General features: G+C 58.0%; 22 protein-coding genes. 11 read left to right on the top strand and 11 right to left on the bottom strand.

Annotation, left to right across the window (positions count from 1 at the left end; all coding sequences use genetic code 11):
• Positions 1-42: 42 nt before the first annotated feature.
• On the bottom strand, positions 43-939 hold the full coding sequence (locus B3041_RS08630; protein ID WP_065649337.1) for a LysR family transcriptional regulator: 897 nt from the start codon (positions 937-939) through the stop codon (positions 43-45).
• A 92-nt stretch (positions 940-1,031) separates the two neighbouring features.
• Here B3041_RS08630 and B3041_RS08625 point away from each other — a divergent pair, with 92 nt between their 5' ends.
• From B3041_RS08625 to B3041_RS08605, 5 genes are all read left to right on the top strand, one after another.
• Positions 1,032-2,273, top strand: coding sequence for an MFS transporter (locus B3041_RS08625; protein WP_414692371.1), 1,242 nt, complete (start codon positions 1,032-1,034; stop codon positions 2,271-2,273).
• A 147-nt stretch (positions 2,274-2,420) separates the two neighbouring features.
• The gene (locus B3041_RS08620; RefSeq protein ID WP_065649335.1) at positions 2,421-2,672 is read left to right on the top strand and encodes a hypothetical protein; all 252 of its coding nucleotides are present in this window, start codon (positions 2,421-2,423) and stop codon (positions 2,670-2,672) included.
• 244 nt (positions 2,673-2,916) lie between these two features.
• Entirely contained in the window at positions 2,917-4,101 is a 1,185-nt protein-coding gene (locus tag B3041_RS08615; protein WP_292971427.1) for a sugar transporter, read from the top strand.
• Between the two features lie 118 nt (positions 4,102-4,219).
• Positions 4,220-4,543: a hypothetical protein gene (locus B3041_RS08610; RefSeq protein WP_292971425.1), complete on the top strand. Its 324-nt coding sequence runs from the start codon at positions 4,220-4,222 to the stop codon at positions 4,541-4,543.
• 12 nt (positions 4,544-4,555) lie between these two features.
• On the top strand, positions 4,556-4,654 hold the full coding sequence (locus B3041_RS08605; protein WP_139074195.1) for a YoaK family small membrane protein: 99 nt from the start codon (positions 4,556-4,558) through the stop codon (positions 4,652-4,654).
• Positions 4,655-4,704: 50 nt separating this feature from the next.
• Here the strand turns inward: B3041_RS08605 and B3041_RS08600 are convergent, their stop codons facing one another.
• Entirely contained in the window at positions 4,705-5,979 is a 1,275-nt protein-coding gene (locus B3041_RS08600) for an MFS transporter (protein ID WP_065649333.1), read from the bottom strand.
• Entirely contained in the window at positions 5,976-7,397 is a 1,422-nt protein-coding gene (locus B3041_RS08595) for a M20 family metallopeptidase (RefSeq protein ID WP_292971422.1), read from the bottom strand. The genes B3041_RS08600 and B3041_RS08595 overlap by 4 nt, the downstream gene beginning before the upstream one ends.
• A 146-nt stretch (positions 7,398-7,543) precedes the next feature.
• On the opposite strand from B3041_RS08595, the gene B3041_RS08590 reads away from it, so the two are divergent.
• Positions 7,544-8,458, top strand: a complete 915-nt coding sequence (locus tag B3041_RS08590) for a LysR family transcriptional regulator (protein WP_292971420.1) — start codon at positions 7,544-7,546, stop codon at positions 8,456-8,458.
• Here the strand turns inward: B3041_RS08590 and B3041_RS08585 are convergent.
• Positions 8,448-10,034, bottom strand: coding sequence for an ABC transporter substrate-binding protein (locus B3041_RS08585; protein ID WP_292972423.1), 1,587 nt, complete (start codon positions 10,032-10,034; stop codon positions 8,448-8,450). The genes B3041_RS08590 and B3041_RS08585 overlap by 11 nt on opposite strands.
• Before the next feature lie 124 nt (positions 10,035-10,158).
• On the opposite strand from B3041_RS08585, the gene pepT reads away from it, so the two are divergent.
• Positions 10,159-11,391, top strand: coding sequence for a peptidase T (pepT, locus tag B3041_RS08580; RefSeq protein WP_292971418.1), 1,233 nt, complete (start codon positions 10,159-10,161; stop codon positions 11,389-11,391).
• Positions 11,392-11,424: 33 nt separating this feature from the next.
• On the opposite strand, the gene B3041_RS08575 is transcribed toward pepT, so the two are convergent.
• Both B3041_RS08575 and B3041_RS08570 read right to left on the bottom strand, forming a co-directional pair.
• On the bottom strand, positions 11,425-12,210 hold the full coding sequence (locus B3041_RS08575) for a transporter substrate-binding domain-containing protein (protein WP_065649329.1): 786 nt from the start codon (positions 12,208-12,210) through the stop codon (positions 11,425-11,427).
• A 13-nt stretch (positions 12,211-12,223) separates the two neighbouring features.
• Positions 12,224-13,390 carry a methionine aminotransferase gene (locus tag B3041_RS08570; protein WP_065649328.1) on the bottom strand — a complete coding sequence of 389 codons (1,167 nt, stop codon included), beginning with the start codon at positions 13,388-13,390 and terminating at the stop codon, positions 12,224-12,226.
• Between the two features lie 128 nt (positions 13,391-13,518).
• Between B3041_RS08570 and B3041_RS08565 the strand changes: the two genes are divergently transcribed.
• Entirely contained in the window at positions 13,519-14,361 is an 843-nt protein-coding gene (locus B3041_RS08565) for a LysR substrate-binding domain-containing protein (protein ID WP_065649327.1), read from the top strand.
• Here B3041_RS08565 and B3041_RS08560 read toward each other — a convergent pair.
• The 4 genes from B3041_RS08560 to B3041_RS08545 all read right to left on the bottom strand — a co-directional run bounded on the left by B3041_RS08560 (position 14,358) and on the right by B3041_RS08545 (position 20,837).
• A complete protein-coding gene (locus B3041_RS08560; RefSeq protein ID WP_292971413.1) occupies positions 14,358-16,028 on the bottom strand; it encodes a methyl-accepting chemotaxis protein in 1,671 nt (556 codons plus the stop codon). The two genes, B3041_RS08565 and B3041_RS08560, sit on opposite strands and share 4 nt — an antisense overlap.
• Before the next feature lie 158 nt (positions 16,029-16,186).
• Positions 16,187-17,710: a carboxylesterase/lipase family protein gene (locus B3041_RS08555; protein ID WP_292971411.1), complete on the bottom strand. Its 1,524-nt coding sequence runs from the start codon at positions 17,708-17,710 to the stop codon at positions 16,187-16,189.
• A 360-nt stretch (positions 17,711-18,070) separates the two neighbouring features.
• On the bottom strand, positions 18,071-19,414 hold the full coding sequence (gene hglS / locus B3041_RS08550; RefSeq protein ID WP_065649324.1) for a 2-oxoadipate dioxygenase/decarboxylase HglS: 1,344 nt from the start codon (positions 19,412-19,414) through the stop codon (positions 18,071-18,073).
• 88 nt (positions 19,415-19,502) lie between these two features.
• Entirely contained in the window at positions 19,503-20,837 is a 1,335-nt protein-coding gene (locus B3041_RS08545) for an MFS transporter (protein WP_065649323.1), read from the bottom strand.
• Positions 20,838-21,157: 320 nt separating this feature from the next.
• Here B3041_RS08545 and B3041_RS08540 point away from each other — a divergent pair, with 320 nt between their 5' ends.
• Positions 21,158-22,078 (top strand): LysR substrate-binding domain-containing protein, encoded by a 921-nt coding sequence (locus B3041_RS08540; protein WP_065649322.1) that lies wholly within the window; start codon positions 21,158-21,160, stop codon positions 22,076-22,078.
• On the opposite strand, the gene smrA is transcribed toward B3041_RS08540, so the two are convergent.
• Positions 22,075-22,638, bottom strand: coding sequence for a DNA endonuclease SmrA (smrA, locus tag B3041_RS08535; protein ID WP_292972420.1), 564 nt, complete (start codon positions 22,636-22,638; stop codon positions 22,075-22,077). The genes B3041_RS08540 and smrA overlap by 4 nt on opposite strands.
• A 251-nt stretch (positions 22,639-22,889) precedes the next feature.
• Between smrA and B3041_RS08530 the strand changes: the two genes are divergently transcribed.
• Positions 22,890-23,642, top strand: a complete 753-nt coding sequence (locus B3041_RS08530) for an FNR family transcription factor (RefSeq protein WP_065649320.1) — start codon at positions 22,890-22,892, stop codon at positions 23,640-23,642.
• 118 nt (positions 23,643-23,760) lie between these two features.
• Positions 23,761-24,717: a universal stress protein UspE gene (gene uspE / locus B3041_RS08525; protein ID WP_065649319.1), complete on the top strand. Its 957-nt coding sequence runs from the start codon at positions 23,761-23,763 to the stop codon at positions 24,715-24,717.
• Positions 24,718-24,826: the final 109 nt, after the last annotated feature.

Genomic DNA, 24,826 nt, shown 5'->3' with positions numbered 1-24,826 from the left:
ACTGGTCGCACAGATTGCCATAACCAGTCTGCCGGCATTGCGTCAGATTTCAGCGTTTTCCAGCATCAGCGCCTGCATATTGCGCATCTGCGCGGAGGGTTCCCGCAGCGCCGGCCAGACCAGCCAGACTTCCGAGCGCGCATCATGCTCCTCCAGCGGGATCCAGACCAGATCGGCCAGACGGGCCCGGGCAAAAGCGGCGGGCAAGACAGAGATCCCCAGCCCGGTTGCGACCAGGCCCAGAATTGTCATCGCCTCACCGGCCTCCTGCGTAACAACCGGACTGACGTGATAGCGATGCAGCAGCGCCAGAATGTCACCATAGAGCGCCGTACCGCTTTGCGCGTCAAAGAAAATAAACGGCTCCCCGGCCAGGGCGCGAACGGAGAGACTGCGGTGTTTCGCCAGCGCATGATCGCGGTGCATCACGGCATACAATGGCTCGCGCAGCAGCAGCTGGTAATGCAGATCTGCCGGCAGCGGCGTATTACGCATCACACCGAGATCGAGCTGGCCATCAAGCAGCGGCGTCAGCTGCTGGCGGGTGTTGTACTCCTGCATATGAATATGCACTTCCGGCCAGCGCTGGCGAAAACGAAACAGCGCGTCTGAAACCAGCCCGGTAAAAGGCGCGGATGAGGTAAAACCGATGCGCAGCTCGCCCTGCTGGCCCTGATGGATGCGTGCAGCCCGGTCCGCACTCTGGTTCACCTGCAGCAGAATAGCGCGCGCATCCTGCAGGAAAGCGGCACCGGCGGGCGTCAGCTGTACGCTGCGATTGGTGCGCACCAGCAGACGGGCCTGAATGCTCTGCTCCAGCTGCTGGATCTGCTGGCTGAGCGGTGGCTGAGAAATATTGAGCCGTCGTGCCGCGCGGCCAAAATGCAGCTCTTCAGCAACAGCGATAAAATAACGCAGGTGACGCAGCTCAATATTCATATTTTTAACATATCAGTTGAGATGATTAATATATTGTACATCTCATTCACCGCTTCTTACAGTAAGGTATTCTCTCTGAACAAGGACACCCTGTGAGCCGCCTTACCTCGCTGTTCGTGCGTGACAATCCCGATTTCACTGCCGGCGCCGCCACCTCCCGCATCGGGCGTGAATCACCGCAGTTCCTGCCGGTGACGCTGGCGCTGTTTTCTGCCGGCCTGGCCACCTTTGCGCTGCTCTATTGTGTTCAGCCTATTCTGCCGGTTCTGTCTCAGCAATTCGGCATCACGCCGGCACAAAGCAGTATTTCGCTGTCGCTCTCTACCGGTTTAATGGCGCTGGGTCTGCTGTTTACCGGTCCGCTCTCAGACGCTATCGGCCGTAAGCCGGTAATGGTGACGGCGCTGATGCTGGGGGCATTATGTACGCTGTTATCGGCCATGATGCACAGCTGGCACGCCATTCTGCTGATGCGTGCGCTGATCGGCCTGTCGCTCAGCGGCGTGGCCGCCGTCGGTATGACTTACCTCAGTGAAGAGATGCACCCCCGGGTGGTGGCTTTTTCTATGGGGCTCTATATCAGCGGTAACTCTATTGGCGGCATGAGCGGGCGCCTGCTCACCGGGGTCATCACCGATTTTTATTCATGGCGTATCGCCATTGGTGTCGTGGGTTGCTGCTCGCTGGCGGCGGCACTGATGTTCTGGAAAATCCTGCCCGCTTCACGTCACTTTCGCCCCGCCTCGCTCCGTCCGCGTCATCTGATGATCAACTTCCGCCTGCACTGGCGCGACGGCGGGCTGCCGCTGCTGTTTGCAGAAGCGTTTCTGCTGATGGGCGCGTTTGTCACCCTGTTTAACTATATTGGCTACCGGCTGCTGGGAGCACCGTGGGCTCTCAGCCAGGCGGTAGTGGGATTACTGTCGCTGGTTTATCTCACCGGCTCCTGGAGTTCCCCCAAAGCAGGGGCCATGACCAGCCGCTTTGGGCGCGGGCCGGTCATGCTGAGCGCTATCGCCATTATGCTGGCCGGGCTGCTGCTGACGCTGGCATCCGCCTTATGGATAATCATTCCTGGTATGATGCTCTTTACCGCCGGTTTTTTTGCCGCACACGCCGTGGCCAGCGGCTGGGTGGGCACGCGCGCCCGGCGCGCCAGAGGCCAGGCCTCTTCGCTTTATCTGTTCAGCTACTATGCGGGATCCAGTCTGGCCGGTACGGCCGGCGGCCTGTTCTGGCATCGTTACGGCTGGCCGGGCGTCACGCTGTTTATTACGCTGCTATTACTTCTGGCGCTGCTCACCGGCTATCTGCTGTTGCGTCGCCGTCTCTGATCCGCTTTTATAGCCGGGCGAAGCGTCCCGGCTCCGTTTTTACCGCCTTTCTCCAGGTCCACCTGAAACAAAACTGCAATTCATCGTTATAATCTTTTCTATTCCAATAATAGTAAGACGTTTTTTTTTACAGCAATGAGGTGGTTAATGGCGCTTTTTTATTATGTCGATAAACATGCCGGTTATAACGACAATCATGTGGTGCACGCAAAAGGCTGCCCGTTCCTGCCAGCCGACCCTGCCCGGCGCTTTCTTGGCACCTTTTATGCCCCGAACGCCGCCATTCAGCAGGCGCGTAAATTTTACCCGGGCGCCATGGGCTGCGAGCAGTGCTGTCCGGTGGGCGTAAAAAAAAACCTGAATCACTGCAATAGCGTGGCCCTGAAACATATGGTGTGACTCTGATAATTCTGGTCTGAAGTGATGCTGCCATGAAAAGAGCGTTATGCCGTCGCTCTGGCAGCCCTGCGCCACGCTCACTTTCCCGCCTGCGGCTGATGCCGGTTATAAACAGAGGAATAAAAAAGCCTTAGCAGGTTTCCATCTGCCGGTTCATCAGCCACAATAGAGTTAATTTGTGACGCAGATCACCTTCGAGGCGTCTCTGCTCCCGTTAACCTGCTGTCTGACTAATTTGAACTTCATGCAAACTTCTACCGTTTCCCGTAAAACAGCCTGGCTACGCGTTGTCCTGCTGGCCATTGCGGCGTTTGTCTTTAACACCACTGAATTTGTCCCGGTGGGCCTGCTTTCCGATATTGCAGCAAGCTTTTCGATGAAAACGGCCGATGTGGGTATCATGCTCACCATTTATGCCTGGGTAGTGGCGCTGCTGTCGCTGCCGCTGATGCTGCTGACGCGTAACGTTGAGCGGCGTCTGCTGCTGGCGGTTCTGTTTATTCTCTTTACCGGCAGCCATGTGCTTTCTGCATTTGCATGGGACTTCCGCTCTCTGGTGGTTTCCCGTATCGGCATTGCGCTGTCGCACGCTGTGTTCTGGTCGATCACCGCCTCGCTTGCCATCCGGGTGGCCCCGGCAGGTAAGAAAACGCAGGCGCTGAGTATGCTTGCGACCGGAACCGCACTGGCAATGGTGCTGGGGGTTCCCATCGGGCGCGTGATCGGACAGTACCTCGGCTGGCGCATAACATTTGGCATGATTGGCCTCTCGGCGCTGGTACTGATGATCCTGCTGGTGCGCGTGTTACCGCGTCTGCCAAGCGAACATACCGGCTCACTCAGCAGCGTGCCAATGCTGTTCCGCCGTCCGGCGCTGGTCACGATGTATCTGCTGGTAACGCTGGTGGTCACGGCACATTACACCGCTTACAGCTATATTGAGCCCTTTATGCAGGTCGTGGCGAACGCAGATGCCAATTTTACCACCCTGCTGCTGCTGCTGTTCGGCTCTGCGGGTATTCTCGGCAGTATTCTGTTCAGTACGCTGGGTAACCGCTTCCCCTCCGCGCTGTTAATCGCTGCCATTGCGCTGATCACGCTGTGTATGGGGCTGCTGATCTTTGCTGCGGTGCGCCCGACCGCCATTATTACCCTCTGTATTATCTGGGGCATGGCGATGATGATGATCGGTCTGGCGATGCAGGTTCGCGTGCTGTCACTGGCCCCGGACGCCACTGATGTCGCGATGTCGCTCTTCTCCGGAATTTATAATATCGGTATCGGAGCCGGTGCGCTGCTCGGCAACCAGGTCAGCCAGCATCTGCAGCTTTCGGATGTGGGCAACGTCGGAGCGCTGATAGGGCTCTTCTCGCTGTTCTGGTGCGTGGCGATTTTCCGCCGCTATCCGCAGTTACGCTCAAATGGCTAGCTGACTGACCGGCAGCAGCAGGGACGCACGCTGCCGGATCCCGCTTTTATACATCACGCCTCGCATCCTGTCCGTTTTGCCCTTTATAATCGGGCTGACGCTCTTCGCAGGGACTGTTATGAACAGTAAACGATTAACGCTGGTTCTGTCGCGCGCCGTCAGCCAGGTCATGCTGGATGATATCCAGGCGATTGTGCCAGCCGTTGCGCTGAACGTTTTTATCAATACGCTGGATGACACCCGCTATGCAACGGTTGATTGCCTTCAGAACGAAGAGAACTGTGCGCTGCTGGCATCTGCGATTGTGGTCTGGCGTCAGCTCGGGCACATTCAGCACATCGATTACTATAAAGGCGATCGCCTGCGGCAGATCGCGGGTGCCACGCAGTTTGAACTGTTCAGCATAATGAAAACGCATCGCGCGCTGCTCAGGCTCGCTTAATAAGGATTGGCTATGAAGATTGGTTTACTGTTTCCCATTGCTATTATTGTTGCCGGCGTAACGTTTCTGGCCTGGTTTATCGCCAGCGGCGCAGCCATGCCGGGATCGTAAACGACACTGCGGCGCCGCGGGCAAAGCCAGGCAAAAATGTGGCAACGGCGTTAACGTATATGCTTCTGGCTGAAGAGTAAGGCTGCCCCGCTCAGCAGCGACATCGCCATCAGATAATAGCCCGGTGCCAGGCTGGTTCCCGTCCAGCTGATCAGCAAAGTACAGATCAGGGGCGCGAAGCCGCCAAAAACCGTAACGGCAATGTTATAGCTGATCGCCATACCGCTGGCGCGCGTGCCCGCAGGAAAGAGATCGGCCATCACCGAGGGCACCACAGAGAAGTAGACCGACTTCAGCAGCGCCATCCAGCAGACCAGCAGAATCAGCGTGACCGGCGTGGTATGGTTCGCTAACAGCCGGAACGCCGGCCAGATAGTGACCATTAACAGTATCAGCGATCCCCACATCAGCGGCGCCCGGCCAATGCGCTCGGCCCATAGCCCCATCAGCGGTGTCATCAGCGTCAGGATCACCCCGCCCAGCAGCGTAGCGGTGAAGGCCACGGTGCCTGACAGATGCAGATTTTTCGTCGCCCAGGTCGGCACATAGTTCAGCATGTAGTTGACCGCAGTTGAGATCACCATCAGGCCAATGGCCAGCAGCATCAGCTGCTTCTGACGCCCGAACAGGCGTTTCAGCGGCGCGGGCTCCGGCGGGCGGTCCGCAAAGCTTGCGGGTTCATGCACATGGCGTCGGATATAAAGGCCCAGCGGGCCAATCAGCAGCCCAAAGGCAAACGGAATACGCCAGCCCCACGCCTGCATTTCACTTTCGGTCAGCAGCTGCGTCAGACCCAGACCAAACGCCGAGGCCATCAGCGTACTGGCTCCCTGGGTTGCGAACTGCCAGCTGGCGATAAAGGCTTTACGCTCAGGATAGTGCTCAACCAGAAAGGCCGTTGAGCTGCCAAATTCGCCGCCAGCTGAGAATCCCTGAATCAGCCGCGCGGCCAGGATCAGCAGCGGGGCCAGCAACCCGATGTGCGCGTAGCCCGGCATAAAAGTAATGATCGCCCCGCCCAGCATCATCAGATTAATTGAGAGCAGCAGCGCCCGCTTGCGTCCGTGACGATCGGCGTAGTTACCCAGCACGATTGCCCCCAGCGGGCGGATCAGAAAGGAGACGCCAAAACTGCCAAAGGTCAGCAGCAGCGAAACCGCCGGATCGCTGACCGGAAAAAAGGTATGGGCGATATAGCTCGCAAAAAATCCATACACCGCAATATCAAACCACTCCAGTGCATTGCCGATGCAGGTGGCAAACAGCGTTTTATGCAGCGCAGGTTTGCTCTCCGCAAGCGTTACGGCCGGGTTCAGGCTGCTCATTGCGCTTCTCCTGCTCTGGCACTATGCCGGGCGATGAGTGCGTCGCCCCGCTCGCCCAGATCCCACAGCAGCGCGGTCATGATCTGCAACCCTTCACGCGCGACCGGCGTCAGCAGATGCTCATTGACGCCATGCTGTCCGCAGGCCGGATAGGAGTGCGGCACCCAGAGCGTCGGCAAACCCAGAATATCTGCAAACACATCATTGGGCAGCGATCCGCCCAGGTTCGGCAGCAATGCCGGAGGCTGTTCACACAGCGTCGCCATCGTGTCCAGAACCCACTCCACCAGCGGATCGGTCGGATCAAACCGGGTCGCAGGCGATCCGTGCAGCACCTCAACCTCAACGTCGGTAAATCCGGCGGCGGCGAGATGGGCAGTCACGTGCTCCCCCAGCCGCTGCCAGTCGGTACCCACCACGAAGCGCAGCTGGCACACCGCAGTGGCGCTGGCGGGAACGGCATTCATCGGCCGCGCCGGGTTGCCGGTGATAAAGGTCAGCACCTCCATCGTGTTCCAGCCATAGAGGCGCTCGGCAGGCGTCAGCCCCGGTTCCCCCCAGTCGCGCGCCAGCGCCGGATCGCCCGGCATGCCACCCACGCGGATGCTGCTCAGGATCGCACGCACTTCTGGCGTCAGCGAATCAGGCTTCAGCGCGGCGACCTGCAGTTCGCCTCTGGCGCCGATCAGCGAGGCAATCGCATGGGCCAGTCGGGTGCCAGGGTTACTCAGCAACCCGCCCCAGTTACCGGAGTGGCAGGCGTTTTCGCGGGCGTTAAGGGTGAGGCGAAAGTTCACCGCGCCGCGTGAACCGAGAAACAGCGTCGGACGGGGTGCGCTGACGCGCGGTCCGTCTGACGCGATAAACAGATCGGCTTTCAGCAGCGCAGCCTGTTCCCGGCACAGCTCCGCCAGCCCGGGTGAGCTGATCTCCTCACCCATTTCAAACAGCAGCTTGCAGTTAAAGCCGAGCCGCCCGCCGCGGGCCTGCCATACCTGCTCCAGCGCCGCCAGATTAATGCAGTGCTGGCCTTTATTATCGGCGCTGCCGCGCGCATACCAGCGTTCACCTTCAGCCGTCAGCTGCCACGGCTCCAGACCGGCACGCCAGTTTTCGTCGTCACCAAAGACCACATCACCATGGCCATAGCTCAGCAGCGTGGGCAGCGCTGCATCTTCCATACGTACGGCTACCAGGAACGGCGGCTTGTCCGCCAGCGGATTCGCGATAAAGTGCAGCTCAAAGCCCAGGGCGCTCAGCTGCGGGCCTATCTCCTCGCGCAAATAATGCGCCAGCTGCGGCGCACGATCCGGCCGCTGACTCTCCGTACGCAGCGCCACGCGTCTTGCCAGCAGCTGCTGAAACTCACCGCTGTCGAAATAGCGCAGCGCGGCGGATATCGCCCGATCTCGTGTCATGTTTGCATCTCTGTTTTGTATTATTGTGCTGACATCTTTACGAAATGACTGCTTTGCCACAATGATCAATTTATCGAGTATGCTTTGCTTTCAGAGCAACGCCTGCCTGCCCGTTTCTGAGGCATGCACTATCATGAGGCACGTTGATGTTAAGCACTGAACTCCGCTATTTTCTGATGGTTGCCCGGGAAGGATCGCTCAGCGCCGCCAGCGCGCAGCTCTATGTGGCGGTATCTGCCATCAGCCGGCAGATACAGCGGCTGGAAGCAGAAGTAGGCACACCACTGTTTCAGCGTCACGCGCGCGGGATGGTACTGACAGAGGCAGGCGAAATTTTTGCGCATCACGTTCGCAAAACGCAGCTCGATATGGAATATGCCCTGGCAGAAATCAACGGATTACGCGCTATACGTCGCACGCTGATCCGTGTCGCCTGTACCGATAAACTGGCGTTCAGCCTGCTGCCGGCGCTGATCGCCGCCTTTCGTGCCGAGTATCCCGCAACGCTGTTTGAGGTACAGGTGGCAGACGCCCAGGGCGTGGCAGAGCAGCTGCGTCAGGGGGCATGCGATATCGCGCTGCAGTTCAGTCTGCGTGCTGAACAGGGGGTGGAGGTTATCGGCTCCTGGCCTGCGCCGGTATTGCTGCTGATGCAGCAGCAGCACCCGCTGGCTGCAGCACCGGCTATTACGCTGGCGCAGCTCAGCCACTATCCGCTGGCGCTGCCGCAGCAAAACACCACCGTACGCCAGCTGTTTGAACTGGCGAGTCATATGAGCGGCCAGCTGATTGAACCGGTGTTAACCTGCGACAACTTCTCAGCGCTGTTTAACTTTCTGCTGCAGACGCCGCAGGCGGTGACCATCTGCAGCGCGTTTACCGTGCGCGGCCAGACCGGACGGCATCAGCTGGCCCTACGGAGTATCAATATCGAGCAGCTCAGCCAGCGTACGCTTCAGCTGCAGGCGCAGTCAGGGCGGCCCCGCAGCGCCGCCCTGTCTCTGTTTCTGACTTTTCTTCAGCAGCAGCTGAGCACAGACGATCCCGCGCTTACTGCTTGATATCGACCGGATAGAAGTTGTGCTTGCCAAACGGATCGACCTGATAGCCGCTGACCGACTTGCGCACCGGTTCAAAAATCGTTGAGTGAGCGATCATTACCGCCGGCATCTGGTCATGCATCATCTGCTGCGCTTCCTGATAGAGCGCCACGCGCCGGTCATGATTCTGCTCTGCCCGCGCGGCGGTAATGATCTTTTCAAACGGCTGATAGCACCACTTTGAGGAGTTGGAGCCGCCGTTTGCTGAAGTGCAGCTGTAAAGCGGGCCAAAGAAGTTGTCCGGATCGCCGGTGGCGGTGGTCCATCCCATCAGCGCCGCCTGATGCTCACCGCCCTTCACCCGTTTGAGATATTCGCCCCACTCATAGCTGACGACGGTGGCTTTAATGCCCACCTGCGCCCAGTCAGCCTGAATCATCTCGGCCATGCGCCGCGCGTTCGGATTATAGGGGCGCTGCACCGGCATCGCCCACAGCGCAATCTCAGTGCCGGGTTTGATGCCCGCCTCCTGCAGCAGCGCTTTAGCCCGTTGCGGATCGTATGCGTAATCTTTCAGCTGCTGATCGGCGCTCCAGACGCCCGGCGGCAGAATATTTTTCGCCACCGTGCCGGTGCCTTTGAAGATGGCGTCAATAATCGCCTGTTTATTAATGGCCATTGCCAGCGCCTGGCGCACCTTTACATTATCCAGCGGCGCTTTCGTTGTGTTAAACGAGAGAAAACCGGTGTTCAGGCCCGATTTCTGCTCCAGCGTCAGGTCGGGGTTGTTGCGCATCTTATCGAGATCGGCCGGATTCGGAAACGGCATGACCTGGCACTCATTCTTCTCCAGCTTCGCCAGACGTACCGAAGCGTCCGGCGTGATCGAGAACACCAGCCGATCCAGTTTCGCTTTGCCCTGCCAGTAAGCCGGGAACGCCTTATACAGAATGCGTGAATCTTTCTGATACTGCACCAGCTCAAACGGGCCGGTGCCGATCGGCTGCATATCCACCTTTTCCGGCGTGCCGGCTTTCAGCATCTTGTCAGCATACTCGGCTGAATGAATGGAGGCGAAATACCAGGCCAGATCGGCGAGAAAAGGCGCTTCCGGATGCGCCAGCGTGATACGCACGGTGTAATCATCTACGCGGTCAATGGCGGTGATCAGTTTTGCCAGCTCCAGGCTCTCAAAGTTGGCGTAATTGCCGCCAGAGACCGTGTGATAGGGATTTTTTGCATCCATCTGCCGCATAAAGGAAAATATTACGTCATCCGCGTTGAAGTCGCGTCCTGGCGTGAAGAGCTTGTTGCTGTGAAACTTCACGCCCTTGCGCAGATGGAAAGTATAAACCCGGCCATCGGGGCTGATCTCCCAGCGCTCTGCCAGCGCAGGCTGCAGATCGGTGGTGCCGGGCCGGAAATCCACCAGCCGGTCAAACAGCGGCACGGCGCTGGCATCCACGCTGGTGCCGGAGGTATACAGCTGCGGGTTAAAGTTTTCCGGCGATCCTTCTGAACAGTAAACCAGCGTCTTCGCTGACACACCGCCCGCTACAGCCACACCCAGCAGGCTCAGCGCCAGTTTGCTCATCATCATTTTCATGCTGTTTCTCGCTTTTTATTGACTTATGTTGGTCTGCATCGCTATTTATTTCATTGATAACATGTTTTCACCGTCAGGCGTATCACCTGCGGTCCGTTACTGATAAGGAATTGTGATGACAGACAAGCTTGCCCGGGAACTGACCCAACGGTTTTATCGTTATCTGGCGGTCTCCAGCCAGAGCGATGCGAAATCCGCTACCCTGCCCAGTACGCCTTCTCAGCATGAGATGGCTGCACTGCTGGCACAGGAGTTGCGCGATATGGGGCTGCAGCAGGTTGAGATTGACCCGCACGCCACCGTAACCGCCGTGAAGCCCGGCAACACGCCAGGCGCGCCACGCATCGGTTTTATTACCCATATCGATACCGTGGATGTGGGCCTCTCGCCCGATATTCACCCGCAGACGCTGACGTTTACCGGCGACGATCTCTGCCTTAATGCTGAGCAGCAAATCTGGCTGCGCGTGGCGGAACACCCGGAGATCCTGCCTTACCGCGGTCAGGAGATTATTTTCAGCGACGGTACCAGCGTGCTGGGCGCAGACAACAAAGCAGCGGTGAGCGTGGTGATGACGCTGATGGCGAATCTGCAGGGTGCGCACGGTGATGTGGTGGTGGCGTTTGTTCCGGACGAAGAGATTGGGCTGCGCGGTGCAAAAGCGCTGGATCTGGAACAGCGCTTTAACGTGGATTTTGCCTGGACCATCGACTGCTGTGAGCTGGGGGAAGTGGTCTATGAGTGCTTCAACGGGGCCAGCGCTGAACTGGTGTTCACCGGCGTGCCGGCGCATCCGATGTCAGGCAAAGGAGTGCTGGTTAATCCGCTGCTGATGGCGCATGACTTTATTAGCTGTTTTGACCGTCAGGCGACCCCGGAACACACTGAGGGACGTGAAGGCTATATCTGGTTTAATGAGATGCAGGCGAACGCCAGTCAGGCGGTACTGAAAGCCTCTATTCGTGATTTCGATCAGCAGGGGTTTGCCGCGAAGAAACAGCAGCTGGCGACGGTTGCTGAACAGATCACTGCCCGCTATCCCACCGGCAAAGTTTCGCTGACTATCAGCGATATTTACAGCAATATCAGCAATGCAATTGGCGAAGATCGCCGCGCGATTGATCTGCTGTTTGCCGCGCTGGCGCAGGCTGGCGTCACGCCGAAAGTGATCCCGATGCGCGGTGGCACCGATGGCTCTGCCCTGTCAGCGAAAGGGTTGCTGACGCCTAACTTCTTTACCGGCGCGCATAATTTCCACTCGCGCTTTGAGTTTCTGCCGATCCCTTCGTTTGTAAAATCGTATCAGGTCGCAGAAGCGCTCTGCGCGCTGGCTGCTAAACCGGTCTGACGGGGCGCAGGCGTTGCGCCTGCACCCTCTTCATCAGGGCTGTTTACTGGCGGTCACGTCGATGCCGGGGAAGTATTTGGCTGCCAGCCGGGTCACGGTACCGTCTGCCTGCACCGTGCTGATAGCCTCATCCAGCGCCGTTTTCAGCTGGCTGTCGCCTTTGCGCAGCCCATAACCGATGCCGGTGCCCAGGATGGCGTCATCCTCAACCGGTCCGCCGGCAAAGGCAAACCCTTTTCCCTGCGGCTTATCGAGAAAGCCGGACTGCCCGGCAGCGGACATCACCAGCGTGCCGTCCAGACGGCCGGCGACCATATCGTTATAAACCTGATTCTGATCCTGATAGGAGGTTACGGTAACCCCCTGAGGTTCCCAGTGCTTTTTCGCATAGGTTTCCTGAATAGAGCCCTGCAGCACGCCGACAGATTTGCCTTTTAGCGCCTCCGCGGTGGGCTGCAGCTTTTCGCCCGCTTTCACAATCAGCATGCTGGGGATGCGGTATATCGGTTTAGTGAAATCGATGCTTTTTGCCCGCGCTTCGGTGATATTCATGGCGGAGTTGATCGCATCAAATTTTTTCGCCTGCAGTGCCGGGATCAGCGCGTCGAAGCTGCTCTCCACCCAGCTGCAGCTGAAGTGGCCGGTTTTACAGATGGCGTTACCCAGCTCTATATCAAAGCCTTCCAGCTCACCGTGCGCATTGCGGCTCTCAAACGGCGGGTATTGTGACTCCACGCCATAGCGCAGACTGGTCTGAGCCAGCGTCTGTGCCGATGCGATCATGCCCAGTGCAATAAACAGCGCGTTCAGTTTTTTCATTATGTGTCCTCTTTTACCCTGTAACCCGGCAGAGCGCAGCCGCGCCCGCCTCAAGTGTGGCGTCATCTTTTGCAAACGAAAGCCGAATTAATTGGTTATCGGTGCCATCTGAATAAAACGCTGAGAGCGGAATGGTCGCCACGCCGTAATCAACGATGAGACGTTTTACCATTTCGCTGTCGCTCTCGTCACTGAAATCGCGAAAGCTCGCCAGCATAAAAAAGGATCCGCTGGCAGGCAGCAGCCTGAACGGTGACGCCTGCAGCAGCGTGGCCAGCCGATCGCGCTTTGCCTGATAGAGCGCAGCAAGCTGCAGATAGTGTTCCGGCTGCGAGAGGTAGCGGGCAAATCCCACCTGCATGGGTGTATCTGCCGCATACATCATGAACTGATGGATCTTGACGATTTCTGCCATGATCGCGGCCGGTGCCAGCGCGTAGCCAACCCGCCAGCCGGTGACGTGAAAGGTTTTGCCGAACGACGAGACGATAACGCTGCGCTGCGCCAGCTCCGGATGCGTCGCCATACCGCAATGTTGCCGACCGTCAAACAGAACATGCTCATACACCTCATCTGACAGCACGATGATGCCGGTGTTGCGCGTCAGCTGCGCCAGCGCGCTGAGATCGGCAGGCGTCAGCACCTGTCCTGTCGGATTATGCGGTGTGTTGATGATAATCATGCGGGTACGGGAGGAGAGACTGGCGCGCACCGCCTCCCAGTTAATGGCAAAATCGGGCTGCTGCAGCTTTATTCCCACCGGCGTGGCACCCTGCAACCGCACGACCGGCGCATAGCTGTCAAATGCCGGCTCGAAAAAAATCACCTCATCGCCTGCGTGCACCAGGGCTGAAATCGCCATATAGAGCCCCTGGCTGGCGCTGCCGGTGATCAGCACTTCACTGTCAGGGTCATAATGCTGGCCATAAAGCGTCTGCACTTTTTCCGCCAGCGCATTTTTCAGCGCCGGCAGGCCGGTCATCGGCGCGTATTGATTGTGGCCGTCGCGCATCGCCTGCGCCACCTGCTCCACCAGCAGCGGATCGCAGGGAAAATTGGGCGCCCCCTGCGACAGATTAATCGCCTGATGGCGGGCCGAGAGCTGACCAATCACGCTAAAAATCGTGGTGCCCACATCAGGCTGTTTTGAGTGGAGGGAAACTGGCGTGGTGATGCTCATGGCTGCGGCCTCGCTGACTGACAGAGTAAGATGAATAGATCAGATCGTTATTCAACGCACAGCGCCTTGAGGCGACAAGCGAATTGTCGTCATAATAGCCATGAGAAAATTGCATAGCTGAGGATGTTATGGCGTGTTCTGCACCCCCACTGAATGCGATCAACGCGTTTCTGGTTACGGCCCGCTGTCTTAATCTGACGCACGCGGCGCGCGAGCTGTGCCTGACGCAGAGTGCGGTAAGCCGTAAAATTGCTGCGCTGGAAAACTGGCTGGGCTTTGCGCTGTTTCAGCGCCATGCGCGGGGCCTGCGACTGACTGAACGCGGCGCGGCGCTGCTGCCGGAACTGCAACAGAGCTATCAGCAGCTGCTGACGGTCACGGAACGGGCGCGCCAGCCGTCGCAGACGCTGCGGCTAAAAGCGCCCAGCTGCATTATGCGCTGGCTGCTCCCCCGTCTGATTGCGTTCGAACAGCGCTATCCGGCGACGCATGTTGCGCTGACCACGACCCATGAACATGTTTCTCAGCTGGAGGAGTTTGATGCGGCGATTGTTTACGGGCCGCCGCCGCCTGATGCGCTGCGGCTGTTCGATGAGCGTCTGACGCCGGTGCTGGCTGCCGGAATGACGATCCCGCAGCAACCTGAAGAGATGAGCGCGCTGACGTTTCTGCACCCGACGCCTGACCGGCGTGACTGGCAGCACTGGCTGCAGCAGCAGCGGGTTAACCTGGTGATGCAGCGTAATCAGCATTTTGCCACCATGGATCTCGCTATCAGTGCGGCAATACAGGGGTTTGGTATTACGGTAGCGGATATCACGCTTATCGAAAGCGATCTGCTGGCGCAGCGGCTGGTGACGCCGTTCCCCGGCAGCGTGGCAACCGGGGCAGCGTATAGTTTACTGCAGCGTCAGGATGCGCGCACCCCGCCGCTGCTCACTGAACTGGTGTCGTGGCTCAGCGCGTCCTAAAACGCGACCCACTCCTCACTGACCGCGGGTTTCCCCGCCGGGGCAGCTCCAGCCAGCGTCGGACGACGCAGCGGAGCAGCGGAAACCGGCGTCGCATGATGAACCGGCGCACCCGCGGAGAGACGGAAACGCGCGACGGAGAGCTGCAGCGCTTCCGTCTGCCGTTCGAGCGCGCTCGCCGCCGCTGAGACCTGCTCAACCAGCGAGGCGTTCTGCTGCGTCACGCTGTCCATCTCCGTAACCGCGGTGCCGACCTGCGAAATCCCTTTGCTCTGCTCTTCGGAGGCCGCGGCGATCTGCTTCATAATTTCGCTGACATCCTGTACGGACGTCAGGATCTGATCCATGGTGGTGCCGGCGCTGCTCACCAGCGCAGACCCTTTGTCCACCCGCTCCACCGAGTCGGCAATCAGGCTGGCAATCTCTTTCGCTGCTCCGGCACTGCGCTGCGCCAGATTACGCACCTCGCTGGCCACCACGGCAAAACCGCGGCCCTGCTCACCGGCACGCGCCGCTTCGACGGCCGCATTAAGCGCCAGGATATTGGTCTGGAAAGCGATGCTGTTTATGACGCTGGTGATTTCAGCAATTTTTTTCGAGCTGCCGGAAATGCCCTGCATCGTGGTAACAACATCGCCCACCAGCTGCCCTCCCTGCCGGGCCGTTCCGGTTGCGGTTTCTGCCAGCGCGCTGGCCTGACGGGCATTATCAGCGTTGAATTTCACCGTAGCGGTAAGTTGCTCCATGCTGGCGGCAGTCTGTTCCAGCGCGGCCGCCTGCTCTTCAGTGCGCGAAGAGAGGTCATTGTTGCCGGCAGAGATTTCCGACGCGCCGCGATAGATATTTTCTGTACCGCTGCGGATGGCGCTGACGGCCTCACGCAGACTCTCCTGCATGGCGCGCAGCAGCGGTATCAGTTTGCCCACGCAGTTGCGGCCAAAATCCTCCATTGGCTGACTGAGATCGCCCTGCGCAATCAGCGTAAAGTGATCGCGGATGCGCTCCAGCGGTTTAACCAGCGTGCTCACCAGATACCGGTCGGTAAAGAGCAGGATCAGCAGACCTGCCACCACCGCAATAACAATAATGACTTTGGTGACGCCGGTCAGCCGGTCTACCGTAACCCGTGTTGCATCCAGTTTACTGCCGGCAGACTGATTGAAAGTTTCGGCAGTGGCACCAAATGCGCGACTCAGCGCCGGCGTCACGCCGGTCGCCTGCGCTTTATACGCCTCCGGCGTGCCCTGTTTTGCCAGCGCGACCTGCGGCGCAATCCCCTCATCCAGCAGTTTCTGCCAGCTGTTAATCACATCCTCTGCCGTTGCCGGATCCATCGGACCGGGTGCCATCGCTTTGAACTGTTCCAGCTGCGCTTTCATGCTGCTCAGCGCCTGCTCAACGGGAGCAAAAGCCTCTGCGCTGATCGCCACGTCTGCTGTACGGCTCTCCATGACGCGCGACAGACGCGTTACTACCCGAAAATATTGATCGTTGCCTTTGCTCAGCACCGTCATCTGATTCACCAGCTGGCGATCGACCTCATTGCCTTTCCCCAGCGAATTCAATGCGTAAACGCTGAATAAGCCGACGCCGCACCACAACAGGCAAAACAGCCCGAGCAGCGTCAGCAATACCGCGCGAATCGTAAAATTTTTAAAAATACCCATACCTGTTCCCCTGGATTGATACGCGTTATTGCCCGATAAAATCGGGCATATCGGGGTTATCGGCAGCAGGCAGGGAAAATGTAACCGTTTTGTAAATTAAACCAGCGTCAGCGTCCCGGGCGAAAACAGCGCACTGACAGGCCAGTTTGAAGGGAGGATCACAAGCGTACGTGGCTGCGCATCATCAGCCGGAACAGGCGCAGACGGCGGCGCATAAAGCGTGTTTTTAACACCGTGACCGCACGGCCCTGCTCGCCAAACGCGAGCGTGACATCTTCACCCTCACGCCAGACGGGCCACTCAGTTGCATTACGACCGCGCAGGCAATAGCTGAATTCAGTGGCATCTCTGGCAAACGCCAGCCAGTACGCGCTCACCTCTGCAGCCAGGGTTTTGTCAGCGGCGGTGTAAGGACGATTGTCGGTCGGGAGCAGCGTCTCCAGCGTGTTGAATACATAGGGAATTTCGTTACCATGCCAGGCACCGTGCGGATAGAGATCGCGCGCATTTTCAGAAACATAATCGAACCAGTAGCGCCAGACAGGCATGCCCTTACCGGCCTGCGACTGCGCCACCAGCAGCGGCATAACCGTAAAGGCCATATCGCGCGCCACCGCGCGTCCCAGTAGCGCATCATCATGAATGTCGTATAACCATTTCAGCAGGCGATAGGTGAAGCGGTTCTTTTTGCGCATCTGCCGCAGCACGCCGCGCGCGTCTACGCCAAAGTAGTCGAGCACGCTGGCTTCATCGCTGTTGCTGCCAATCATCAGCGGCACACGATGCTGCCGGCCGGCGATGAAGGTGTCGAGCATCGGCATTGGCAGCACGGCATCCCCGCTGATCGCAACCGGCCCGGGCGCCAGCGGCTGCGTCAGCGACCAGAATGCATCGCCAGGCAGCGCGCGCAGCTGTTCTGCCGTTGCCTCCGGTGGCAGTCCGAAATGGGCTGCCACCTCTGTTCCCTTTTGCCTCGCCTGCTGCTGCGTCAGGTCAGGCAGGCTGTAGCTGCTCTGAACGATGCCTTTGTGAAACAGCCCTTCTGCCAGCGGTGAGCAGCAGAGAGAGAGCACGCTGCGTGCACCGGATGATTCGCCAAACAGCGTGATATTGTGGCGGTTGCCGCCAAAAGCAGGAATATTGCGCTGGATCCACTGCAGCGCGGCAATCTGATCAAGCAGCGCAAAGTTGTTAACCGTTGCGCCCGCGGCATACTGCGCATCCAGCGCCGGATGTGAGAAAAAGCCAAGATGGCCCAGCCGGTAGTTAAGGGTGACCACTACTACGCCCTGCGCAGCCAGCGCGCTGCCCTGATAGGGATCCAGGCTGCCAGCGCCGAGCGTAAAACCGCCTCCGTGCAGCCAGACCATCACCGGCAGCGGTGCGCCAGGCGCCGGGTCAGGGGTCCAGATATTAAGATATAAGCAATCTTCACTGAATGTACCCGGATCGCCGCCGCCAACACCCATGCAGTATTCGCGGCTCTGCCAGCTGGCGGCGCCCCATGCGGTGGCGTCGCGCACGTTTTGCCAGGGGGTTACCGGCTGAGGCGGCCGCCACCGTAGCGCGCCTGTTGGCGGTGCTGCATAAGGTATCCCTTTGAAAACATAGATATCATTATCCATCAGGCCGCGAAGTTCGCCTTCTGCTGTCTTGATCCTCAGACGCGGTTCATTTTTCATGTCGGGTTCCCTGATAAATCATCCCTCATTATTTGCAGCGACCTGATAAATGTCTATGTTCTTAATGCATTTGCAGATTATGCCGAAACATGACCCGGATCACTGAATGAGATCATCAAATATTTTGGCTTACTCTCCGCAGGTTATCTGGTCTATTGTGACAGCTGAATCTGGCAGGTCAGATGAGTTACTTTCTGAACTGACAGGTTTGATGGAGTACCGTGCTTACATCGGGGAAAAAGCGTAACCATTTTGAAGGGTGTCGCTAAGCAGAAGCGTGTCCGCATATGCGCCTGCAATAATGATAAAAAAAATCGCCGGCTGCTGAAATCATCGCTGATTTCGCTGACCGGCTCTCTGTCAGCCCTCATTAATTCCGCAGCGTGTCAGACTGCGCTGCTGCATCTGCGCATAGAGCGCCATCTCATCCTGCACGGCCGCACCCAGCGCCGCCTCAAACTCTGCCTGACTGGCGTGACCCGCTTCGCGCGTTGTTACCGCATTGCCAAGATTAGACTGGAAGATGCCCGCCGCGCTTACCGGCAGAAAATCTTCATATACGATAGGTTCTGCCTGCAGCCGGCCAGCCTGCAGCAGGGCTGACACGCTTTCTCCGGCACGCGGGGGCTGCTGTTCACCGCGCTCTGTCAGGCGATAGCGGAACCAGGCGAGCTGCTGCTCGCGCAGCGTTTCTTCATCATCGGGGAAATCCCGAAACAGTTCACCAAGACGCTGCTGATGCTGCACATTATCGCTGCCGGAGCCAGCAGCAGCCAGCAGCCGATCATACAGTGCCCGTCCGGCCGGAGTCAGCGCCGCGCCGCGCTGCTCAATCTCGCCAAAACGCGCCGTGTGTGTGCCAGGCGTACCGTCACTGAAATGCACCGCCTCTTCCAGCGCCCTGAAGCTGGTTTGCCGCAGCAGTATCGGCACCCGGCGCAGCGGCGGGCCTTCTATCAGGATTTTTGGCTCAATGCCGCGCGCTGGCATCAGCGCCTGTACGCGATCGATATCCAGCGTACGCGGCGTCAGATGATTAATATGGCAGCCGCGGAAGCAGACAACATCGGCGATCAGCCGGTGCTGCTGGCTCAGAGCATGATAGGTTTTGCTGTCAACCGTGGTATGCGCATGCCAGCGGAACGTTTCCAGCGCCTCGCTGACGAAGGCCGCAGCATCTCCGGCATTCAGGCCACCCTGCTCCTGATGACGCTGAATGAGCCTGCGGCAGCCGGGCGTGAAGATGTCACGCGCCCCGAGTATCGCCATCGCGCGGGCGTGCAGCGCCGGATCGTCAATCAGCTCAGGGCGCAGCAGCGAGGTGAAAACACGAAACGGATTACGCCGCAGCGCCGCCTCACTGACGGGCCGGAAAGCGGTGGAGTGAACCGGTACGCCCGCCTGCGAGAGATCGTAGTAGCCTACCGGCTCCATGCCCATTACCGCAAACATCTGCCGCAGCATGGATAATTCGGCGGCCGTTCCGACCCGGATAGCGCCATGACGCTCAACGCTCAGCCGCGCCAGCTCATCCGCTGCCGCCAGCCGATCCTTCAGCGCGGGATTCGCTTCCAGCGTGCGTTCATTGACCGCGCTGACCAGCTGCGTCAGCACGCCATACTGCGGCACTTCCTGCTGATACATGGCCGACATGGCCTGTGAAAATAGCGTACGGATCGCGTCAGAGCTGAGAAAATTTTCCATAACAGGGGTCCTGAGCCGGAACATTGCTGTTACTCTAAATCAAGGCACGCAGCGCAGGTAAAATTTTCCCTGAAGTGTGATCGCCCTGTCACTCCGCGCCGGGTTTCGGGTCAGCAACGCGGTATTTGAGCACCAGCATCAGGGTTGTCAGCGCGGCCGGTATCGCCAGCAGCAGGAAAATCTGGCTGAATGCCCAGCCCAGCGCGAGCAACTCTGCGCCGGCAAACGCGCTGAGAATCGCACCAATACGGCCAACGCCATGCATCCAGCTTGAGCCGGTTGCGCGGGCATGCGTGGGATAGAAGTGTGCAGAGAGCGCGTTCATTCCGGTATTGGCGCCGTTAAAGCAGAAACCGCTACAGAACGCGATGGCGCTCATTAATCCAACCTGGGCCGGAGAGAAGCCCAGTGCAACAATCGCAATGCCACCGCAGAAGTAGATCGCCGCCAGCGCGAGACTGGCGTTCATGCGGTCCATCAGCCAGCCGGCAAACAGCGAGCCCAGCGTGCCGCCGGCCTGATACATGGCGGTGACAATTGCGGCCTCAGTCAACGACATCCCCAGCGTGTTAATCAGCGACGGCAGCCAGCTGCCAATGAGGTAGACCAGAAACAGCCCCATAAAGTAGCCGCCCCAGAGCATCAGGCTGCCAAACAGATAAGAGTCTGATACTACTGTGGCTATCGCGCCACGCCGCACAGTAATCCCCTCACTGGCGTGATAGTGGCTGCCTGGCGCCACCTCTCCGGGCAGCATGCGGTCAACGATCGCGTGTATACGTGCCGCCGGCGCGCGCTGATGAATCAGAAAGCGCACCGATTCCGGCAGGCCGCACATCAGCCAGGGCAGCACCAGCAGCGGCAGAACACCGCCCATCAGTAATACCGCGTGCCAGCTATAACGCGGCAGCAGCCAGGACGCCGCGAATCCTCCCGCCGCTGCGCCAAAGGTGAAACCGCAAAATACCACAGTAATGATAAACGATCGGCGACGTTCGGGTGCATATTCCGCCACCAGCGTCCCGACGTTAGGCATGGCGGCACCAAGTCCCAGCCCGGTGAGGAAGCGAAACAGCATCATCTGCTCTGCGTTCTGCGCCAGTGCGGTGGCCAATGTCCAGAGTCCAAAAAAGAGCACGCTTAGCAGGATCATGATGCGTCGCCCGTAGCGATCGGCCAGCGGCCCGGCCACCATCGCTCCCAGTGCCAGACCAATCAACGCGGCGCTGATCACCATGCCCAGCTGATGATTCGTTACGCCCCAGCTGGCTTTTAGCGCTGGCGCAATGAATCCCATCAGCGCAATATCCATACCGTCCAGCGCAACAATGACAAAACAGAGCGCGATAAGCCGTTTCTGCCAGCGGCTCAGCGCATGACGGTTGATTAACTGGCGGACATCTACGGCTTCGGCGCTGGTCACGGTATAACTCCTGCTGTTCAGCAAAAAGGTCATCAATTTTGGTAAAAAAAATGGCGAATATGATAGCCCATCGTTAACCCTGCTTCGCACAATTTTTTTACATCTAACAAGATCCGTCCAGAGGCAGAACAATTTAACCCTCTGATAAGAAATGCTTTTGCAGAGGGCGATCTCTATTCTGAGGGTGGCAGAGCGTAAAAACAACAGCTCAGGACAGGGCGCCGATGAAAAGACTTTTGTTAAATTCATTTTGCAATTAAGTTAACAGAACGCATTTTTGCTGGTTGCTCTCGCCAGCCCTTACGGATTACGTTGACCACATGGATAAAAATATGGTTTTCAGCCAGCGCATTCGTCTGCGCCACCTGCACGCTTTTGTGGCTGTCGCGCAACAGGGAACGCTGGGGCGCGCTGCAGAGACGCTCAGCCTGAGCCAGCCGGCACTCTCCAAAACGCTGAATGAGCTTGAGGAACTGGCAGGTACGCGCCTGCTGGATCGCGGACGTTCAGGTGCGCAGCTGACCACGGCGGGCGAACAGTTTCTGGTTTATGCAGTTAAAGTGCTGGATGCGCTGAACCATGCTGCACAGAGCTTTAATGCACCGGCACCGGGACGGCCGGTTATTATCCGGCTGGGCGCGCTCACCACGGCGGCAATGGGCATGCTACCGCAGATCCTGGACCGCTTTCATGAGCAGCAGCCAAACACCACTGTGCAGGTGGCTACGCTGCACAACAACGTGCTGCTGGCCGGGCTGCGCGCCGGTGAATTTGATGTCGGCATTGGCCGCATGGCAAGCAGTGAGATGATGGCGGGTTTAAGCTATGAGCTGCTGTTTCTGGAGTCGCTGAAGCTGGTGGTCAGGCCGGAGCACCCGCTGTTAAGTGACAACGTCACCCTATCCCGCGCCATGCAGTGGCCGGTGGTTATCTCGCCGGAAGGCACGGCACCACGGCGTATCGCTCAGCACATGCTGGATGAGCAGAGCTGCAGTTTACCTCCGGACTGCGTTGAAACCTCTTCGACCTCCCTTGCCCGCCAGCTGGCCCTGCGCTACGACTATGTCTGGTTTGTCCCTTCTGGTGCGGTAAAGGAAGATCTTGAACATCACGCCCTGCAGGCACTGCCGCTCGTCTCACCCGGCCCCGGTGAACCGGTGGGTATTATCACCCGCAGTGGCTATCCGCTCAGCCTCAGTGCCGAGGTGCTGATTGCCACTATCCGCAAATTTCACCATTAGCGGCTGCGCTTGGCGTGCCGCTCGCGGTTGTCGAGTCGCGCCTGCTCCGTTTTGCGCAAACTGACGTAAAGTGCGCCCGCACCGCCGTGCTGCGGCTGTGCGGTACAGAAGCTCTGCACGTCGTCAAACTGCTGCAGCCAGCGCGCCAGATAGCTGCGCACAATGTTGGCATGCGACTCATCATTACGTCCTTTACCATGAATAATCAGCAGATTACGTAATCCCTGTCTGTGTGCTTCCTGCATAAAACTAAACAGTGACTGGCGGCAGGTCTCCACCGGCTGACGCAGCAGGTTCAGGCTGGCCTCCAGCGGATATTTGCCCAGGCGCACTTTATCCAGTACGCCCTGCTGAATACCTTCTGCCCGGTATTCCAGCGGCGATGTGAGCGGAACGATCTCCAGAAAACCGCGCGTGAGAAAGTTATCTGCACTTTCCGGCGGCACAGCCCGTGGCGCTTTCGTTGAAGGTGCGCGCAGCCATTGCGTATTGGCACAATCTTTCAGGGGCGTGACATCACCCATGGCATCGCGGAACAGGTCTTCATCATCAAGGTTCATCATGTTTTCCCATACCCGATTAAGCATATGCGCGCGGCATACTGATAAAACTGAAGAATAGCAAAGGTTGCCGTGCAGGGTAAAAGGTCTGAACAGCAGACATCAGGTGCAATTGCGTCGCGCGGGTAAAATCAGGCAGGCGAATACCCAGTTTTTGTAAGGTTTTTGTGCCAGATCCAGCCTGCGCGCATTCACAGCAGGAAGAAAAATGGTAAAATTGATGACAGTCAATAATCATCGAGCGTACAGATATGATCCAGGATAAACGCAGCATTCGACGTATTCAGTCTGGCGGATGTGCGATCCACTGTCAGGATTGCAGCATCAGCCAGTTGTGTATTCCTTTCACACTGAATGAGCATGAGCTTGATCAGCTGGATAACATCATCGAACGTAAAAAGCCGATTCAGAAAGGCCAGATGTTATTCAAGGCGGGCGACGAGCTGAAGTCGCTGTATGCCATACGCTCCGGCACTATCAAGAGTTATACCATTACGGAACAGGGTGACGAGCAGATCACCGGCTTTCATCTGGCGGGCGATCTGGTGGGATTTGATGCCATCGTCAGCGCCCGTCATCCGGGCTTTGCGCAGGCGCTGGAAACCGCCATGGTCTGTGAAATCCCTTTTGAGACGCTGGACGATCTGTCAGGTAAAATGCCGGCCCTGCGTCAGCAAATGATGCGCCTGATGAGCGGTGAGATCAAAGGTGACCAGGATATGATCATGCTCCTCTCCAGGAAAAATGCTGAAGAGCGTCTGGCCGCCTTTATCTGGAATCTCTCGCGGCGCTTTGGACAGCGTGGCTTTTCACAGCGCGAGTTCCGGCTGACCATGACGCGTGGTGATATTGGTAACTATCTGGGACTGACGGTTGAAACCATCAGTCGTCTGCTGGGTCGTTTTCAAAAAAGCGGCATGCTGGCCGTTAAAGGCAAATATATCACTATTGAGGATCACGCCCTGCTCTCTGAGCTGGCGGGTCAGGCCGCTCAACCCGCCTGATGCATTGCCGGGTCAGTAATTGTTATTTTATTGATCCGGCTACACCTTTTCCACTTCTGCGCGCCCGGAACTTAGGCTATCTTTATTCCAAATGGCTTTGGTTTAAGGAGAGTGCGCTATGTCCCGTTACCAACATGTTCTGGTCGCGATCGATCCCCAGCAGGATGATCAGCCGGCGCTGCGGCGTGCGGTTTATCTGAATCAACGCATTGGCGGAAAAATCAAAGCTTTTCTGCCTATCTATGATTTCTCCTATGAAATGACCACCCTGCTTTCGCCCGATGAGCGCACAAATATGCGTAAAGGGGTAATCAGCCAGCGCACCGAATGGATCCGTGAGCAGGCTCAGGCCTATCTGGATGCGGGTGTGGATATTGAAATTAAAGTGGTCTGGCATAACCGCCCTTTTGAAGCAATTATTCAGGAAGTACTGGCGCACAATCACGATCTGGTGCTGAAAATGGCCCATCAGCATGACCGGCTGGAGTCGGTTATTTTTACCCCCACTGACTGGCATTTACTGCGTAAATGTCCCTGCCCGGTATGGATGGTAAAAGATCAGCCGTGGCCGGAAGGCGCTAAAGCGGTAGTCGCGGTAAACCTCGCCAGCGAAGAGCCGCATCACGATGAGCTGAATCAGAAACTGATCCGCGAAACAGTGCGTCTGGCGGAAATGGTGAATCATACCGAAGTTCATCTTGTTGGTGCCTACCCGGTTACGCCAATTAATATCGCGATTGAGCTGCCCGACTTTGATCCCAGCGTCTATAACGACGCTATCCGCGGTCAGCATCTGGTGGCGATGAAGGCGCTGCGACAGAAGTTCTCCATCGGGGAAGAGTTCACTCACGTCGCTAAGGGCCTGCCGGAAGAGGTGATCCCCGATATCGCTTCACAGCTGGATGCCGGTATTGTCGTGCTCGGTACGATTGGCCGAACCGGCCTCTCGGCGGCCTTTCTTGGCAATACGGCTGAGCAGGTTATCGACCATCTGCGCTGTGATTTGCTGGCGATCAAGCCGGATGATTTCAGATCGCCGGTCGACCGCGATGATGAGGAAGATGAAGAGGATTAACAGTAACGGGCGCTGCGGCGCCCCTGCATTATGACGACCGCCCTGCTACACCAACATTCTAAACAGACCAGCGCGTAGCCTGAGCGGGACACGCGCTAAACTGCATCAC

The sequence above is a fragment of the Pantoea sp. UBA4549 genome (genome assembly GCF_002387285.1).
GTDB lineage: Bacteria > Pseudomonadota > Gammaproteobacteria > Enterobacterales > Enterobacteriaceae > Pantoea > Pantoea borealis.
Note: the sequence above shows the minus strand (reverse complement) of the source record. Positions and strands in the feature narration are given on the sequence as shown.

Coding starts and splice junctions, on each gene's coding strand:
- B3041_RS08630 (WP_065649337.1), bottom strand. CDS start 939: ATGAATATTGAGCTGCGTCACCTGCGTTATTTTATCGCTGTTGCTGAA.
- B3041_RS08620 (WP_065649335.1), top strand. CDS start 2,421: ATGGCGCTTTTTTATTATGTCGATAAACATGCCGGTTATAACGACAAT.
- B3041_RS08615 (WP_292971427.1), top strand. CDS start 2,917: ATGCAAACTTCTACCGTTTCCCGTAAAACAGCCTGGCTACGCGTTGTC.
- B3041_RS08610 (WP_292971425.1), top strand. CDS start 4,220: ATGAACAGTAAACGATTAACGCTGGTTCTGTCGCGCGCCGTCAGCCAG.
- B3041_RS08605 (WP_139074195.1), top strand. CDS start 4,556: ATGAAGATTGGTTTACTGTTTCCCATTGCTATTATTGTTGCCGGCGTA.
- B3041_RS08600 (WP_065649333.1), bottom strand. CDS start 5,979: ATGAGCAGCCTGAACCCGGCCGTAACGCTTGCGGAGAGCAAACCTGCG.
- B3041_RS08595 (WP_292971422.1), bottom strand. CDS start 7,397: ATGACACGAGATCGGGCGATATCCGCCGCGCTGCGCTATTTCGACAGC.
- B3041_RS08590 (WP_292971420.1), top strand. CDS start 7,544: ATGTTAAGCACTGAACTCCGCTATTTTCTGATGGTTGCCCGGGAAGGA.
- B3041_RS08585 (WP_292972423.1), bottom strand. CDS start 10,034: ATGATGAGCAAACTGGCGCTGAGCCTGCTGGGTGTGGCTGTAGCGGGC.
- pepT (WP_292971418.1), top strand. CDS start 10,159: ATGACAGACAAGCTTGCCCGGGAACTGACCCAACGGTTTTATCGTTAT.
- B3041_RS08575 (WP_065649329.1), bottom strand. CDS start 12,210: ATGAAAAAACTGAACGCGCTGTTTATTGCACTGGGCATGATCGCATCG.
- B3041_RS08570 (WP_065649328.1), bottom strand. CDS start 13,390: ATGAGCATCACCACGCCAGTTTCCCTCCACTCAAAACAGCCTGATGTG.
- B3041_RS08565 (WP_065649327.1), top strand. CDS start 13,519: ATGGCGTGTTCTGCACCCCCACTGAATGCGATCAACGCGTTTCTGGTT.
- B3041_RS08560 (WP_292971413.1), bottom strand. CDS start 16,028: ATGGGTATTTTTAAAAATTTTACGATTCGCGCGGTATTGCTGACGCTG.
- B3041_RS08555 (WP_292971411.1), bottom strand. CDS start 17,710: ATGAAAAATGAACCGCGTCTGAGGATCAAGACAGCAGAAGGCGAACTT.
- hglS (WP_065649324.1), bottom strand. CDS start 19,414: ATGGAAAATTTTCTCAGCTCTGACGCGATCCGTACGCTATTTTCACAG.
- B3041_RS08540 (WP_065649322.1), top strand. CDS start 21,158: ATGGATAAAAATATGGTTTTCAGCCAGCGCATTCGTCTGCGCCACCTG.
- smrA (WP_292972420.1), bottom strand. CDS start 22,638: ATGAACCTTGATGATGAAGACCTGTTCCGCGATGCCATGGGTGATGTC.
- B3041_RS08530 (WP_065649320.1), top strand. CDS start 22,890: ATGATCCAGGATAAACGCAGCATTCGACGTATTCAGTCTGGCGGATGT.
- uspE (WP_065649319.1), top strand. CDS start 23,761: ATGTCCCGTTACCAACATGTTCTGGTCGCGATCGATCCCCAGCAGGAT.